Origin of the sequence: Aureispira sp. CCB-QB1 (genome assembly GCF_000724545.1) — a bacterium.
GTDB lineage: Bacteria > Bacteroidota > Bacteroidia > Chitinophagales > Saprospiraceae > Aureispira.
This window is the reverse complement of record NZ_JHBV01000007.1, coordinates 131,619-146,680: the sequence shown is the minus strand read 5'-3', so window position 1 is coordinate 146,680 and position 15,062 is coordinate 131,619. Positions and strand designations below refer to the sequence as shown.

General features: G+C 36.7%; 11 protein-coding genes. 8 read left to right on the top strand and 3 right to left on the bottom strand.

The window, feature by feature from the left end; translation table 11 throughout:
- Positions 1-72: 72 nt before the first annotated feature.
- Positions 73-2,169, top strand: coding sequence for a hypothetical protein (locus CG11_RS02895; protein ID WP_052592940.1), 2,097 nt, complete (start codon positions 73-75; stop codon positions 2,167-2,169).
- A gap of 81 nt (positions 2,170-2,250) precedes the next feature.
- Here the strand turns inward: CG11_RS02895 and mutS are convergent, their stop codons facing one another.
- Complete coding sequence (mutS, locus tag CG11_RS02890) at positions 2,251-4,833, bottom strand: DNA mismatch repair protein MutS (protein WP_052593016.1); 2,583 nt, start codon at positions 4,831-4,833, stop codon at positions 2,251-2,253.
- Positions 4,834-5,010: 177 nt separating this feature from the next.
- On the bottom strand, positions 5,011-6,477 hold the full coding sequence (locus CG11_RS02885; protein WP_052592938.1) for a sugar MFS transporter: 1,467 nt from the start codon (positions 6,475-6,477) through the stop codon (positions 5,011-5,013).
- A gap of 199 nt (positions 6,478-6,676) precedes the next feature.
- Between CG11_RS02885 and CG11_RS02880 the strand changes: the two genes are divergently transcribed.
- Positions 6,677-7,228: an adenylate/guanylate cyclase domain-containing protein gene (locus CG11_RS02880; RefSeq protein WP_052592936.1), complete on the top strand. Its 552-nt coding sequence runs from the start codon at positions 6,677-6,679 to the stop codon at positions 7,226-7,228.
- Between the two features lie 159 nt (positions 7,229-7,387).
- On the opposite strand, the gene pgk is transcribed toward CG11_RS02880, so the two are convergent.
- Positions 7,388-8,599 carry a phosphoglycerate kinase gene (gene pgk, locus CG11_RS02875; protein ID WP_052592934.1) on the bottom strand — a complete coding sequence of 404 codons (1,212 nt, stop codon included), beginning with the start codon at positions 8,597-8,599 and terminating at the stop codon, positions 7,388-7,390.
- A 272-nt stretch (positions 8,600-8,871) separates the two neighbouring features.
- Between pgk and CG11_RS02870 the strand changes: the two genes are divergently transcribed.
- The 6 genes from CG11_RS02870 (at position 8,872) to CG11_RS02845 (ending at position 15,054) form a co-directional block, all read left to right on the top strand.
- Positions 8,872-9,453: a hypothetical protein gene (locus CG11_RS02870; RefSeq protein ID WP_156039637.1), complete on the top strand. Its 582-nt coding sequence runs from the start codon at positions 8,872-8,874 to the stop codon at positions 9,451-9,453.
- 127 nt (positions 9,454-9,580) lie between these two features.
- Positions 9,581-9,910, top strand: coding sequence for a DciA family protein (locus tag CG11_RS02865; RefSeq protein ID WP_052592930.1), 330 nt, complete (start codon positions 9,581-9,583; stop codon positions 9,908-9,910).
- 178 nt (positions 9,911-10,088) lie between these two features.
- The gene (locus CG11_RS02860; protein ID WP_052592928.1) at positions 10,089-11,696 is read left to right on the top strand and encodes an FAD-dependent monooxygenase; all 1,608 of its coding nucleotides are present in this window, start codon (positions 10,089-10,091) and stop codon (positions 11,694-11,696) included.
- 137 nt (positions 11,697-11,833) lie between these two features.
- Positions 11,834-12,973, top strand: a complete 1,140-nt coding sequence (locus CG11_RS02855; RefSeq protein ID WP_052592926.1) for an SH3 domain-containing protein — start codon at positions 11,834-11,836, stop codon at positions 12,971-12,973.
- A 340-nt stretch (positions 12,974-13,313) separates the two neighbouring features.
- Positions 13,314-14,408: a lipopolysaccharide assembly protein LapB gene (locus tag CG11_RS02850; RefSeq protein WP_052592924.1), complete on the top strand. Its 1,095-nt coding sequence runs from the start codon at positions 13,314-13,316 to the stop codon at positions 14,406-14,408.
- Positions 14,409-14,475: 67 nt separating this feature from the next.
- Positions 14,476-15,054 (top strand): hypothetical protein, encoded by a 579-nt coding sequence (locus tag CG11_RS02845; RefSeq protein ID WP_052592922.1) that lies wholly within the window; start codon positions 14,476-14,478, stop codon positions 15,052-15,054.
- Positions 15,055-15,062: the final 8 nt, after the last annotated feature.

The following is a 15,062-nucleotide window of genomic DNA, read 5'->3' as shown; positions in this document are numbered from 1 at the left end:
CATCAAAAAATCCCAAGATTAATATATTATTCTGTCAATGTTTTGACATTTTTAAAATCCAAACAAACAAAGATGAAAACCAATTCTCAAATTTTGCTTTCTTCAAAATTATATCTAGGCGATATAGATGGAGATTCCCTAAATGAACTCATTGAGGTCGATGGTCGACACATTCATATTTTTAAATGTGAACACGAACACAAACCATTGCTTACACACAGCTTTCCTTCTCCCGTCAAACGCCTCATTATTGGCGATTTTGTTGTCAACGGAAGAGAAAAAGGCAAAGATCAAATTTTTGCTATTCTCGAAGATGGCAGCATTCGTGGTTATGCCATTAGCAACGACTTAACGGAAATGTGGTGGTGGTTTACACAACCTAATTTTATCAAAAATAGCGAACATTATCTCGTTGGTGACTTTGATGGTGATGGAGCAGATGAGATTATGGTTTATAATCGTAGTCGAGGAACGATTAAGCTTTACAAAAAAGAAGTCAACGGCGTTCTAAAAAGAATGACAGGTTACTCCTTAGGTAATTTAAGTAGTCATAATCTTAAAAACAAACTCTTACTAACTGGAAATTTTGGACAGGCTCGCAATCGGGATGATTTGCTCGTAATTGATAAAACAAATGGGCAAGTTAAGCGATTTGACACAGCTACCAATAGTCAAGGAGTTAAGACATTTTGGTGGGCATTTACCTCCAAAACCAAATTGTTCTCCAAAAACGACGATGTTATTGTTGCCAATCTAGATGGTAAATCAAAAGATGGTTTACTGATTCGAAAATACAGCACGGGAGCCTACAAATTGTTGGCATTAGAATACAATAATGGAAATTTGCGTATGGTAGAACACGTACAAAAAGGACAACTTCCTATTCGTGCCAAGAAAGGAGCTATTATAGCATCAAAAGTCAGAAATAAGAGTTTTAGATATGAACGAGGTGGTACTAACAGGGATGACATTTTATTCTTTAACTCCAAGAACAAAGAGTTCATTCGCACCGATGCTCGATTTAATAAAAATGCCTCGCAATTAACTTATTGGTGGGCTTACACCTCTAATCTCATTTTTGAGTCAAGACCTAGTGTCAAAAAACGTCCTTGGGCGATTATTCTTTGCCGATTTAAGGGTATGCCTGAAGTGCCTGCGGTAGAGCAATTTTTTAGAGAGATTTATACCCCAGGAACTGGAGGCTTGATTGAATACTGGGATGAGGTTTCGTTAGGAACAATTGATGTGAGTGGCTCGAAGGTCTTTGGTTGGGTAGAAGTCGATTTTAAACCAATGGATACCGACCTAAAAAGAGGCAAACTAATTGATGCAGCAATTGCTGCTTGTCGAAAAGTAGGCATTGACCCTGTTAACGGGTTCCACAAACAACTTGCTGTGTTTACACATGATTTTTCTCATCCTGATGCGCCTTCTGGTATTAATTGGCGAGACCCTGTATGGGGCAAGTATTGGTTGGATGGTAGTGCCGATGGTCAAGGGCGAGTTTCTGCGCCACCGCATGGGCACAACGGCTCTTTCTTAGCACACGAAATGGGGCATGGAATGGGTTTCGACCACGATCTAGCCAAAGATCTCAAAACACATTACGGCGATAGAAACTGTATTATGAGTGCGATGGCTATCAAAACATTCAGCCATCCTAAATGGAACAAACCTTTTGGTCCTGCCATGAGTTTCCCTCAACTGGACATCAAAAATTTATTCTACAAAAGACGCATTTATACAGCAAGCAAATCTTGGGTCAACACCAATGGTACTTCTTTCTTTATGGCTCCTATTAATGACCGAAGAATCAATGCACATTTGGGGGCAAAAATACCAATCAACAGCTCTGGTTCTTGGTATTATCACCTAGAATATATGCGACCCAATGATTGGAACAAAGGTTTGGATGGTCCTGTATTGGTGATTAGGCGAATTGTTGGCAATACAGCGGCTATTTTAGGTGAAATAGCACTTCCCAAAACCTTACACGCCAAAAACTCATGGCGCGAACCATCTGGAAATGTACGGTTCGAAATTCAAAAAATACGATCGGATGAGCGGGTTATCAAAGTAAGCATTACCAAACCAAAACTCCGAACGGCACAATTTGCTCAACAATCCAAGAAACGCATTTCCAAAAGTCGTTCTAAAAAAGCTAAGTAAGCTCATCCATCCTGAGTTTTGCTATAGCCGCCTAGAGCAATCTAGGTGGCTATTATTAGTTCGTTTTCAAGCACAATTCCCTTAATCCAACAGTTTCTTCAACTCATCCAACTTCAACATACATTCAATCGGAGTCAAGCGGTTCAAATCAACTTCTTCCAATTGCTCCTTCAGTTCTGCCAAAACAGGATCGGGTGCAGCATCAAAGAAACTCAACTGCATAGCTGGTGCATTAATTTTTTTGATTTTTTCGTCCAAATCGCCTGCATCAATACTTTTTTGTTCTAATTGTCCTAAAATTTCGTTGGCTCGTTCCACCACATATCGAGGCATCCCCGCCATTTTAGCAACATGAATTCCAAAACTGTGCTTAGAGCCTCCTTCCTGCAACTTTCTTAAGAAAATAACCTTGTTGTTTAGTTCTTTGGTCGCCACATTGAAGTTTTTGATGCGAGGGAAACGCCCTGCCAACTCGTTCAACTCGTGATAGTGAGTAGCAAACAAGGTTTTGGGTGTTGCAATGTTATTATTATGCAAAAACTCTGCAATGGACCAAGCAATCGAAATACCATCATAGGTACTTGTTCCTCGCCCAATTTCGTCTAGCAAAATCAAACTACGCTCCGAAATATTGTTTAAAATGGAGGCTGTTTCGTTCATCTCTACCATAAATGTAGACTCACCAGAAGAGATATTATCGGAAGCCCCTACCCTAGTAAATACTTTATCAATCATCCCTAACTTAGCTTCTCTAGCAGGGACAAACGATCCCATTTGAGCCATCAAACAAATCAGTGCGGTTTGGCGCAGCAACGCAGATTTACCCGACATATTGGGTCCCGTTATCATAATAATCTGCTGTCCTTCATTGTCCAAATAAATATCATTGGGTACATACTCCTCTCCCAATTTTAATTGTTTTTCAATCACTGGATGCCGTCCTTCTTTGACATCAATGACCAAACTATCACTCATTTGTGGACGACAATAGTTATTAAGAATAGCAACTTTCGCAAAAGAAGCGAGGCAATCCAACTGTGCAATCAAAGCCGCATTCATTTGAATTGGGTGGATGTATTCTGTCAAGGCAAAAACCAAATCTTGGAACAAACGATTCTCTAAACTCAAAATTTTCTCCTCTGCTCCTAAAATCTTAACCTCTAATTTTTTTAAGTCGTCTGTAATATAACGTTCTGCATTTGTCAAGGTCTGTTTTCGTACCCAATGCTCTGGTACCAACCCTTTATTTTTATACTTATTTGTTACTTCTAGGTAATAACCAAAAACATTATTAAAACCTATTTTCAGATTGTCAATTCCCGTTTCCGCTGCTTCTGTTTGTTGAATGTTTAACAGATGTTGTTTGCTATTTTTGATAATATCTCGTAGCTCATCCAACTCATCAGATACGCCATCTGCAATAACGCCTCCTTTGTCTAGTTTTACAGGTGGTTCATCCACCAATTCCTTTCCAATACGATCTCGAATCACGGCACACAATTGTATGCGCTCCCCTATTGACTGAAGTTGTTTGTTTTCAGAAGCCAACAGAGCTTCTTTAATTGGTTCTAAGGCAATTAAGGCACATTCCAATTGCTTCATTTCTCTAGGAACAATTTTGCCAAGTGGCACCTTCGAGATCAATCGCTCTAAATCCCCTATTTGGCGTATTTGTGTATCCACCAAGGTAGCAATATCGCCATTATCAATAAAATGACGCACTACTTGATGTCGTGCTGTAACGGCATTTTTGTCCTTTAGAGGCAATATCATCCAACGTTTTAACAACCGAGTTCCCATTGGCGACACAGTTTGATCCAAAATATTGACCAAAGGCACCCCCGAGGCGTGGGGAGAATGTACCAACTCTAGATTTCGCACGGTAAACTTATCCAGCCAAACATAACGATCGGGTTGAATTCTAGCAATATTGGTAATGTGCTTTAGGTTGGTATTTTCTGTAGTTGCTACATAATGCAAGATAGAACCTGCCGCAACTTGTGCCAGTTCCAAGGCTTCTATGCCAAATCCTTTCATAGAATTCACCTCAAACTGTTGTAATAATTTCTCTTGACCATAGTCACTAGTAAACACCCAATCGTCTACTCCATATTGGTAAAAACTATCTCCAAAATGTTTGAGGATATCTTTTTGGCGAGCTTTCGCAAAGATAATTTCAGAAGGTTGAAAACTCTGTAGCAATTTATCTATGTAACTACACGTTCCCTCACTGACCAAAAATTCTCCTGTAGAAATATCCAACAATGCCAAGCCAGTATGCCCTTTTTTGCCAAAATGTATTGCTGCCAAATAATTATTACTCTTGTGGTCGAGAATTTTATCGTTCACCGTCACACCAGGCGTCACTACTTCCGTCACACCACGCTTGACCAATTTTTTTAACTTGCTTGGCTTTTCTAGCTGGTCACAAACCGCTACTCGATACCCTGCCTGTACCAATTTGGGCAAATATGTATCCAAAGAATGGTAAGGAAATCCTGCCAATTCTACTTTTGAAGAACCATTATTTCTAGCTGTCAATACAATTCCCAATACATTAGAGGCAGTAATAGCATCTGTCGAAAACGTTTCGTAAAAATCTCCTACTCTAAACAATAAAATAGCATCGGAGTATTTAGCTTTTAATTCTTCGTATTGAGCCATTAAAGGCGTTTGTTTTCTTGCTTTTGTTGTGGTTTTCTTTTTTGCCAAAATTTAGGTGTTTTTATGGTCGGTTAATTACAAGTAGCAAAAATAAAAAAAATCCATCTGTTCGATGGATTTTTATCTATTATTTATCTAATCTTAGATATCGAATAATACAATACTATTTAAATTAGTTTAATTAGGAATTTCCTCTTTGGTTCGGTGCCCTACCAATCCATAAAACAAGATATAGGCATAACAAATAATGGGCGTTAAAAAAGAAAGTTGAGGTCCCCATACATCACTCACCAAACCTTGCAACGGCGGAATAAATGCGCCACCAACAATAGCCATCACCAACAAGGAAGAACCTTGACTGGTATAGATTCCCAAATCTTTAATAGCCAATGTAAAAATGTTTGACCACATGATAGAGTTGAACAAACCAATACTCAACAAAGCCCATAATGCCAACCTACTTTCTCCACTAAATACCCCTATCAACAATAGAGCAATAACCACCACACAAAAAATACTCAAAGAACGGGCAGCATTTGATTTGCCCAATATAAATGCTATGTAGTTAAGTACTAAAAACAAAAGGTAAAAAACAACTTCGCTAAACTCTAAGCCAACAAAGGCTATCGCACCATTTGCATCTAGATCTAAGCCCGTTATTAAATAAATGACACCAAACACAACAACCGAAATTGCTGCCATCATGGGATATTTTTTATTGTCTTCAATATCTGTATTTAAGGACACCGCTCCTAACAGACGACCAATCATTGCCCCACCCCAGTAGAACGCCAGATAAGCCCCTGCTTTGGTCGGCTCAAAGCCAAATACATTCTCCATAAACGGCATTAGCCAACTTCCTATGGCTACTTCGCCACCAACATAAAAAAAGATGGCTCCAATTCCCCATTTCAATTGAGGAAACTGCAATACCGCTAAGCCTCCTTTTACCTTTTCGGCATTGGTATAAGCAGGCATATCTGCTACCCAAACAACCAATGCCAAGACCAAAAACAAAGAACCTGTAATCAAATAGGTAAAAGAAATGGCATCTAACGTTGGCTCCGTTCCATTTGTAAATACCTTAAAAATCAGCAATGAAGCCGCTAAAGGTGCAATTGTCGTTCCCAAAGAATTAAATCCTTGCGCTAAATTTAAGCGGCTAGAAGCCGTTTCTTTGCTCCCCATGATAGCAGCATAAGGGTTAGCGCAAATTTGTAGCAAGGTAATTCCTGAAGCTAGTATAAATAAAGAAGCTAAAAACATCGGATACGACTCCGCCAAAGCAGACGGATAAAAAGAAAAGCACCCCAAACTACAAACTCCTAAGCTAAAAGACATGCCTTTTTTATATCCCAATCGATTGATAGGGTCTTCTCCTCTCGATGTAGAGATTAAAAAGTAGATCAGAGAAATAACAAAAAAAGCAATAAAAAAAGCAGATTGCACCAAGCCCGCATGAAACGCTTGTAAATCAAATATCTTTTTGAAAGCTGAAATCAAAGGATCGTTCACTACGGTGATAAATCCCCACATAAAAAATAAAGAAGTTAATAATGCAAAGGCACTTTTATAGTTCTTAGAATTTCCTCCAGGAGAAACTTGATCATCTAAAATGGGATTGTTTGGGATCTGTCCAGCCATTATTTTCTTAAGTTTGATGCTTTGACAACTGCAATCATTCACTGCCTTTTTATAACATATATTGATATACAGTTTGTCAAAATAATTTTCTAAAAAATCACTTGTAGGGTCAATAGTTTTATAATAACTTCGTGGTTTACCTATTGCTTTCTTTTTTGTGATAAAGCAAAATAGCAAAAGCCTTTTATAAATTAATATTATGACAAAGAATAATTTAAAAATAGAGCAACGAGGATTTCTCTTTATAGACCTTCAAAGTTCTATGGAAAAGGTTGATCAGTTGGGACTGTTGCCCTACAGTACTTTTATCAATTTTTGTTTTAATCAACTAGAGTTCGTTCGGCAAGATTTTCCCAATATAGAGGTACATCAGTATGCAGGTGATGGCGTTATTTTGACTTGGGCGCAAGCAACTACTACAAAACAAGCTATTAATTGTTTTCAAAAATTCATGGCTGCTTTAGAAACCAATCGAGCTTTTTTAGAACAAAAATATGGTCTTTTCCCCTCTTTTTCTGCTGCCATCAATTGGGGCGAAGTAGTCGCAAGTCAACTAAATGGCTTTCGTGTTTTTTATGGCAACACCATCAATAGTACCGCTCGTTTACAAAGCCTGTGCCAGCACTATCAACAACAGCTAATCCTTGGAGAAGCTGTGCTCAAAGCCTCTCCAAATCTAGATTTGATTTATCTGAATAGAGTTTACCTAAAAGGAATGTCTACAGCAATGGAAATTTATGGCTTGACTTAACAATTAATACTCCGTTGCTTTTTTAGTTTTTACTTCCTGAGATCGCTTTGCTTAGTTTTCTGCGCTGCTACTACATGGTTTCAACCGAGTAATAAAAAATAGGTCGTAGGGCTAAACATAACCTACGACCTACATTTTAAAATTCTCAAAGTTGTCCGTTTAATCTACAATAGCCGCAACGCCAGGCAATACATCTCCTTCCAACAACTTAAGCATTGCTCCTCCACCTGTCGAAACAAAACTTACTTGATCCGCTTTACCTGCTTTGTTGATTGCAGCAACCGAATCACCGCCACCAATCAAAGAAAATGCTCCTTTTTCGGTTGCTTTAACAACCGCTTCTGCTATTTGACTCGTTCCATTGGCAAAATTAGAGAACTCAAATACTCCCATAGGACCATTCCAAACCAAAGTTTTAGAAGTAGTTACGATACCTTCAAACGTTTCAATCGCTTTAGGACCTATATCTAGTCCCATCCATCCCGTAGGAATTTCTTTACTGTTGACGACTTTTCTAGCAGCCTCATTATTAAAATCATCCGCAACAAGAGAGTCTTCTGGCAACAAGATTTGCACTCCTTTTAGAGCTGCTTTTTCTAATAACGCCTTGGCTACTTCCAATTTATCTTCCTCCAAAAGAGAACTCCCCACTTCTCCTCCTTGTGCTTTCAACAAGGTATATGCCATACCACCACCGATAATAATATTATCTACCGAATCTACTAGTTTTTCTAATAACAATATTTTATCCGAAACCTTTGCGCCACCTACTATTGCTGTGAATGGGCGTTCAGGATGATCGGTTAATTTCTTTGCACTTTCCAATTCTTTTTGAATCAAAAAACCAAAACCTCGATGGTCTTTATCAAAAAATTGAGCTACGGTACAGGTAGAAGCATGAGCACGATGTGCTGTTCCAAAAGCATCATTGATATATACATCGGCTAGTTTAGCCATTTGCGCTGCAAAATCTTGGTCACCTTTTTTTTCCTCTTTGTAAAAACGAGTGTTCTCTAGAACAAGTACGCCTCCCATTTCCAAACGCTCAACAGCCTCCTCTACAACATTTCCAACGGTATCTCCTACAAATCCAACAGATTTGCCCAACAATTCTGAAAGTCGGCTAACGGTATGTTTTAGAGTAAATTTTTCTTTATTGATAGAACCATCCTCTTTTGTCTTTTTTTGAGGACGTCCTAAATGCGACATTAAAATAACGGCTGCTCCTTGCTCCAAAATATACTCAATAGTTGGCAATGCTCCACGAATACGTGTGTCGTCTGTTACCGTGTAATTATCGTCCAGTGGCACATTAAAATCGACTCGTACCAATACCTTTTTTCCTTTTAGTTCTATTTGATCTAAATACATTGCTTCTATGGTTATCTTAATGATGATGTGTTATGATATTATGAATATAATTTATGCGATAGGTTTGATTTAAGGTCAAGATGTTTGCAAGTTCTTCAAAAGCACTTCTTTATTCTCACAAAATAGACCAACTTCATAAAATTTTCTATAAACAAACGTTTTTGAAAGATAATATTCCAACGAAAATAAAAATTTTTAGGCAATTAAGCTATCTAATTTTAACGATTTTTATTAACTTACATAAACTACCAATCACTGTAACCAGACATGACATGACATTAAAAGAGTATTCCCACAATTTTATGGGCTACACCGTCCCTGCGATTTTAGTCGACTTGTTAACTTTTGAAAAAGATCATGCAATTGATGATTATTATTCAGAATCTTTTGAATTAATAGTAGACGACAAATTTGGACTCAAAACTTGGTCAAACGAAGTTGATTTTTTGAACCAGCTCCTCCCCTTTGCACAAGCGGACAACAATGGTTCTTTTTATGCGTTTTGGCTATACAAGAATCAAGATTTAAACACGGCTCCTATTGTTGTTTTTGGCAGTGAAGGTGGCTACCATGTTGTCGCTAACAACTTGCTTACCTTACTAAGATTGCTTAGTTTGGATGTAGAACCAATGGTTGATGAAGATGGCGTTTATTATTACAAAGATGAAGAAAATTACGAACCAAGTCTTTATTCTAGAAAATTTAAAAAATGGTTGCGAGAGTATTATTTTCTTTCGCCTATTTCTACTAATTTTGTCGCCGAACAATTGGTAGAGGAAGCTCAAGATTTGTATCAAGAATTATTTTTAGTTTGGATGGCTTCTTTTATTAAAAAAACGTATTCTTATAATTAATAACACTTTGTGAATTATTTTATGAGATCGCTTCACTTAGTTAGTTCGCTACGCTTGTGCAGGCACAAACTTATTTTGCATGAAGTATATATAATTTAATTTTTCACAACGTAATGAACTAAAATTCATGAGCTTTAACATAGAAAGAGAGAATCAAAAACTGCGTTACCGCAAAACCAACGATGAACCTGTTGGCAATGTTGTTCTGCGCATGCTCAAAGCTTATGGTATTCAAGATAAGTATTTTGAAGCTCGTGCGAAACAGCTTTGGCACGAAACAATGGGACCTACTATTAGTGGTTACACTCAAAATATTTATGTCAAAAATCGTAAACTCTATATTAGCATCTCTTCCTCCTCTCTTCGCCAAGAAATTTCTTATTCTAAAGATAAAATCAGAAAATTCATCAACGAAGGCATTGGCCACGAATTTATAACTGCCGTTATGATTTGGTAACTGTTTTGCCTCTATATTTCCCTTCGTTGAAAATCAATCTCCATTCATTGAATAAATAAATATACCTCCCTTTTTCCTTTTATATTGGGCATATACTCACGTTACATAATAATAGTTCACTAAAAACTTACCTCAAATAAGTCACTAGTGGTTTAGTGGATTTTAAAACCAATATACAATGAAAACATCAAACATCCCTGTACTTATCATAGGAGCAGGTCCTACTGGACTTATGGCTGCCGCTCAACTACAACGCTTTGGCATTCCTTATCGAATTATAGAAAAACGCAAAGGAACAACAACCTTTTCTAAAGCACTTGCTGTACAAGCTCGTACTATGGAAATATACGAACAAATGAATATTGCCGATCAAGCTCTAGAACTTGGTATTCCTGCCCAAAGAGCAGAAATTATGGTCAAAGGGCAAGATGTCCAAACCTTGCCTTTATCAGAAACAGGAGCTGATTTTACACCATTCCCCTATGTATTTGTTTTAGAACAAAGTTGCAACGAAGCTCTTTTGTTGGAGTACATCGAAAAAAAAGGTGGTCAGGTAGAATTTAATACCGAAATGACTAGTTTTCAAATACAAGGAAACGGGGCACAAGTTGAAATAACAACAGCAGATGGCACTCAAGAACAAATCAATGCCGATTGGGTAATTGCAGCCGATGGTGGTCGCAGCCCTGTTCGACACGCCTTAAATATCCCGTTTAAGGGGGATACCTACAAAAATATCTTTTATGTTGTTGATACATCTGTATTCTGGCAAAAAGATCACAATGCCATACACATCAATTTAGCCGATAATAATTTTACGGGCTTCTTTCCTATTACAGATGAGGATGGGACACGCTATCGATTGGTCGGTATCTTGCCCGAAAGTTATTCTGAACAGGAAAACATTCAGTTTGAAGATATCAGTTCTTACATTAAGGATATTCAGCATTTAGATATCGAGTTTGGCGAAGCCAACTGGTTCTCTGTTTATAAAGTGCACCATCGCTGTATTGATCGTTTCAAAGAAGGACCTGTTTTCTTTGCTGGTGATGCTGCACACGTACACAGTCCAGCTGGTGGGCAAGGTATGAATACAGGACTACAAGATGCCTATAACTTGGCTTGGAAATTAGCATTAGTTGTTCAAGGCAAGGCAAAACAAACCTTATTGGATAGTTACCACAACGAACGTTGGCCAATTGCCAATCAATTGGTTAATAGTACAGATAGAGCATTTAGCAGTGTTGTCAAAAAAGGTAGTTTAATCAATTGGTTTCGACTCACTATTGCTCCTGTGCTTATTGGGCGCTTGATGGGAATCAAAGCTATCCAACAGCGTGCTTTTAAAATCGTTTCTCAAGTTGGTATTAACTATCCCGATAGTCTGGTTTCTAACAGTTCTATTTATCTGAACAAAAAAACGCCTCACCCTGGTGATCGTTTGCCGTATTTAGAAATATTAGATGAAAAAACAGGCAAGTTAAAAAGCTTGTACCAGCAATTAGGCGAACAAACATTTCATGCTATCATTTGGCTGAGCAATAAAGATAAAATTCAAGATAAAGATGCTTATGCTGTCAAAACATTTTTGGATAACAATTATGCCAATTTATTTCAGACACATATCATTTATGATCAGACAGAAAATGTGCCTGCCTTTCAAACGCTCCATTTAAACCATTCTACCCTCTACCTTATTCGTCCCGATAATTACATTGGTTATATTGGAAAAGTAGATGATTTAACAGCACTGGAAGATTACCTACAACTATTTCTAGTTAGATAAACAATAGCTACAATCAATCTATATAGAATACAAACGATTATCAAGTTAGAGATTTGAAAATGGAACAAATTAGTCTTATTTTCAACTCTCTAACTTATTATTTCAAAACCGCCATTTTGTAAAAAACATTAATCCAGTTGAAAAAACTAGTATTCTATAGTTTCTTTATTTTATTAATTTACAGTTTTGTATCCTGTAAAAATGAACCTCAAGAGTCCACCATTACATCCAATTCTCAAGATAGCACCATCCAAGAACAAACAACGCCTAACATTCTTCAACTAGAAGGGCAACCCATTTCTCTAGTGGTCACCACACAGAAAGCTATTGTTCGTGCTGCTCCTTCTATTGAGGCAGCAGAAATTGCTCGATTTTCAAAAGGAGATAGTTTATTATTTACCAATAGAATTAGTGAATTCAATACCGCCATGAAGTTAGAAGGAGTTGCTTATAATGAACCTTGGCTTCGAATTATCTTGTCAGACAATAAGATGGGTTGGATTTATGGAGCTTGCATTAATTTTGATGCGACTCAGCAAGTGCAACTAAAAGAAAAAGTGTTGGATCAACGTGCGGTTGCTCTTTTTGGTGCTTCGTTAGCACAACAAATAGCAGTTTATCAAAAAGAAGTAAAAACGGCTCGTACACTCCCTGCATTTAGAACCCTCTACTCTCGTGCTCAATTGCTAAAAGATAGCTTAGAAAAACAGATGAATGTTTATCTAAAAACGGCTCATACATTCCCTGACTTTTTCTGGCTAAACGAGTTGATGGATGGTCTTTTGGTGCATTATATTGAATCACAAAACAAGTATTATTTATTCAAAGACTTACGCGTATGGCAAATGATCAGCACCCAAACGGATGCTCTAGAAGATGATCAATTTGTTGAGGTTTTATTGGCCAGTTATCCTTCTGACAGCATTGCCTTCTATTTTTATGGCTGGCAACTCCCTGTTGATAGTACTACTATGTGTAGTCTTTTGGGTAGTAATATTCATATAGATGTCTTAGATAAAATTGGTGTTGCGTTGGATAGCAACGGCTATTTTAATGCAGAAATCAAGACTATAAAACAAGCTTTGATTGATGATATTGCTGTTGCAGAACATTATTGGATGCCTTTGGAGCAAATTCAACAAGAATTGAATGCCATTCTTCAAAAAAAATATACTTTTTTAAGTTCAGGAGATCGAATTGCTTTAAAAACAAGGCGCCAATTACTACAAAAACATGTTGAAAATAACATTGCTGTCAATTTATTTGAGGGTCAATAATGTATTTTACTTCTCCTCTGTTTGTTCTAAATTTATTATCTTAGTTTTTGGTAAAAAACTATTCTGCCCTATTATACCTCTACTCCTATCGGGAGTAGATCTATTTTTATACTAAAATAGTAGTTCGTTGATTAGTTCGCTACGCTCATGAGGGCGCAAGCTTAGTTGTTTACTTTTTTACCAAAAAGATAAAAAAGCACATTTATATTAGTTTGATAATCAAAGCTTTAACACAAAACACAGCAAACTTACAACTTATTGATTATCAAACTAATAAAGTTTTTCAACGAACTATTGACTAAAAATCAACATTGCTTTATCAGACATAAAAATCAAACCCATGAACAGGATTAAAATTCTAACCATCATTCTTCTTTCGTTTATAACGTTGAATAGCTTTGCTCAATCCGAAACCAATGAAGAAAAAGCATTAGAATACGGAAAAGAAGCCGTAAAAATGATTGATAAAGGCGAATTTAAAGATGCCTTAAAATTACTACACAAAGCCCAAAAACTCGACCCTAAAAATATTATATATCCTTATGAAGTTGCTTACATCTTTTACATTCAAAAAAATTATAAAAAGGCTATTTCTGAACTTGAAAAACAGGTAAAAAGAGCGGATGTTACAGAACAACATTTTCAATTGCTCGGCAATAGTTATGATTTGATAGGGAACCCTGACAAAGCTTTAGAAGTGTATCAAAAGGGCTTAGAAATATTTCCTAATTCGGGAAAAATGTATCTAGAACAAGGCATCGTAGAATATTCTAGAGAAAATTACGATCAAGCCATCGCTTATTGGGAGAAAGGGGTTGAGGTTGCTCCTACGTTTGCTTCGAACTATTTTTGGCTAGGTCAAATATTTTGTAACTCTAGTGAAAGAATTTGGGGCGTATTGTATGGCGAAATTTTTATGAACCTAGAAAGAAACTCTCAACGAACAGTCAAAATGAGTCAATTGCTTTTTGAAACGTATAAAAAAGCAATTGATATATCTTCAGACTCTACTGCGGCTGTTTTATTTAGTAAAATACTAACCATCAATGCTAATGAAGATTTTAAGATTCCATTTCAAATGAACTATGGTATGGTTATGACCATGGCGCTTACTCCAGTCTTGTTAGAGCACAGTGTAGAAAAAGAATTGTCCTTGCAACATATACATGCCATTAGACAACAATTCATTCAATTTTGGTATCAAAAAGAACACGCTAAGAACTACCCTAATGTCCTATTCGATTTCCATAAACAACTTCAAGAAAAAAATTATTTTGAAGCCTACAATTATTGGTTTCTTATGAAGGGAAACGAAGAAGAATTTGGACAATGGTATGACGAACATCAAGCAGCATTTGACGAATTTGCAGAATGGTTTAATGCCAATCCCATCGAAATTTCTAAAGAGAATTACTTTTCTCGTTTAAAAATGTAAGAAAACACTTATCGCTATCCTTTTTTGTTCCAGTACGAAAACACTGGTCCTAACGCAATCAAAATCCATGGATCAATTTTTTATAGACAACCCTCAATATGCCAATCCTGTTGCTAAGAATAAAGCAATATATGAGAACTGGAAAGCATTTACACTAGATAACAAAGGTGTATTTGAAGGAATACATAATGGTTTCTGTGCTGAGATAACCAGCAGATTCAAAACAGAAAAAAGTGAAATCACCATTAAAACTTCACGCCAATTTCAATCAGCTGCAGGAAGCATTTTTCCAAGAATTGCACAGGTAACTACCTATACGTATATAAAAAAAAGGATCACTTACCAAGCTCCTATAATCAAAATTAAAACAAACTCTCTGCTCAACAACTTGGTCAATGTTTGGGATTTAAAAAACAAAAAAATTCCTTACTCCAATCATAGATATCTTATTAAAGCAAATCATCAAGATATTTGTAAAAAAATCCTCAAAACACCTCTAATTGATAAAACACTCCAATCCAACCAATTGGTCAGTTTCTCATCCTCTTCAAAACAAATTTCCATTACTTTTAAAAAAGTATTTAAAAATCATCAAGAAATCCAATGCTTAGTCCATTTTCTTGATGAACTAGATGCCATTTTGTGAAACTTCTA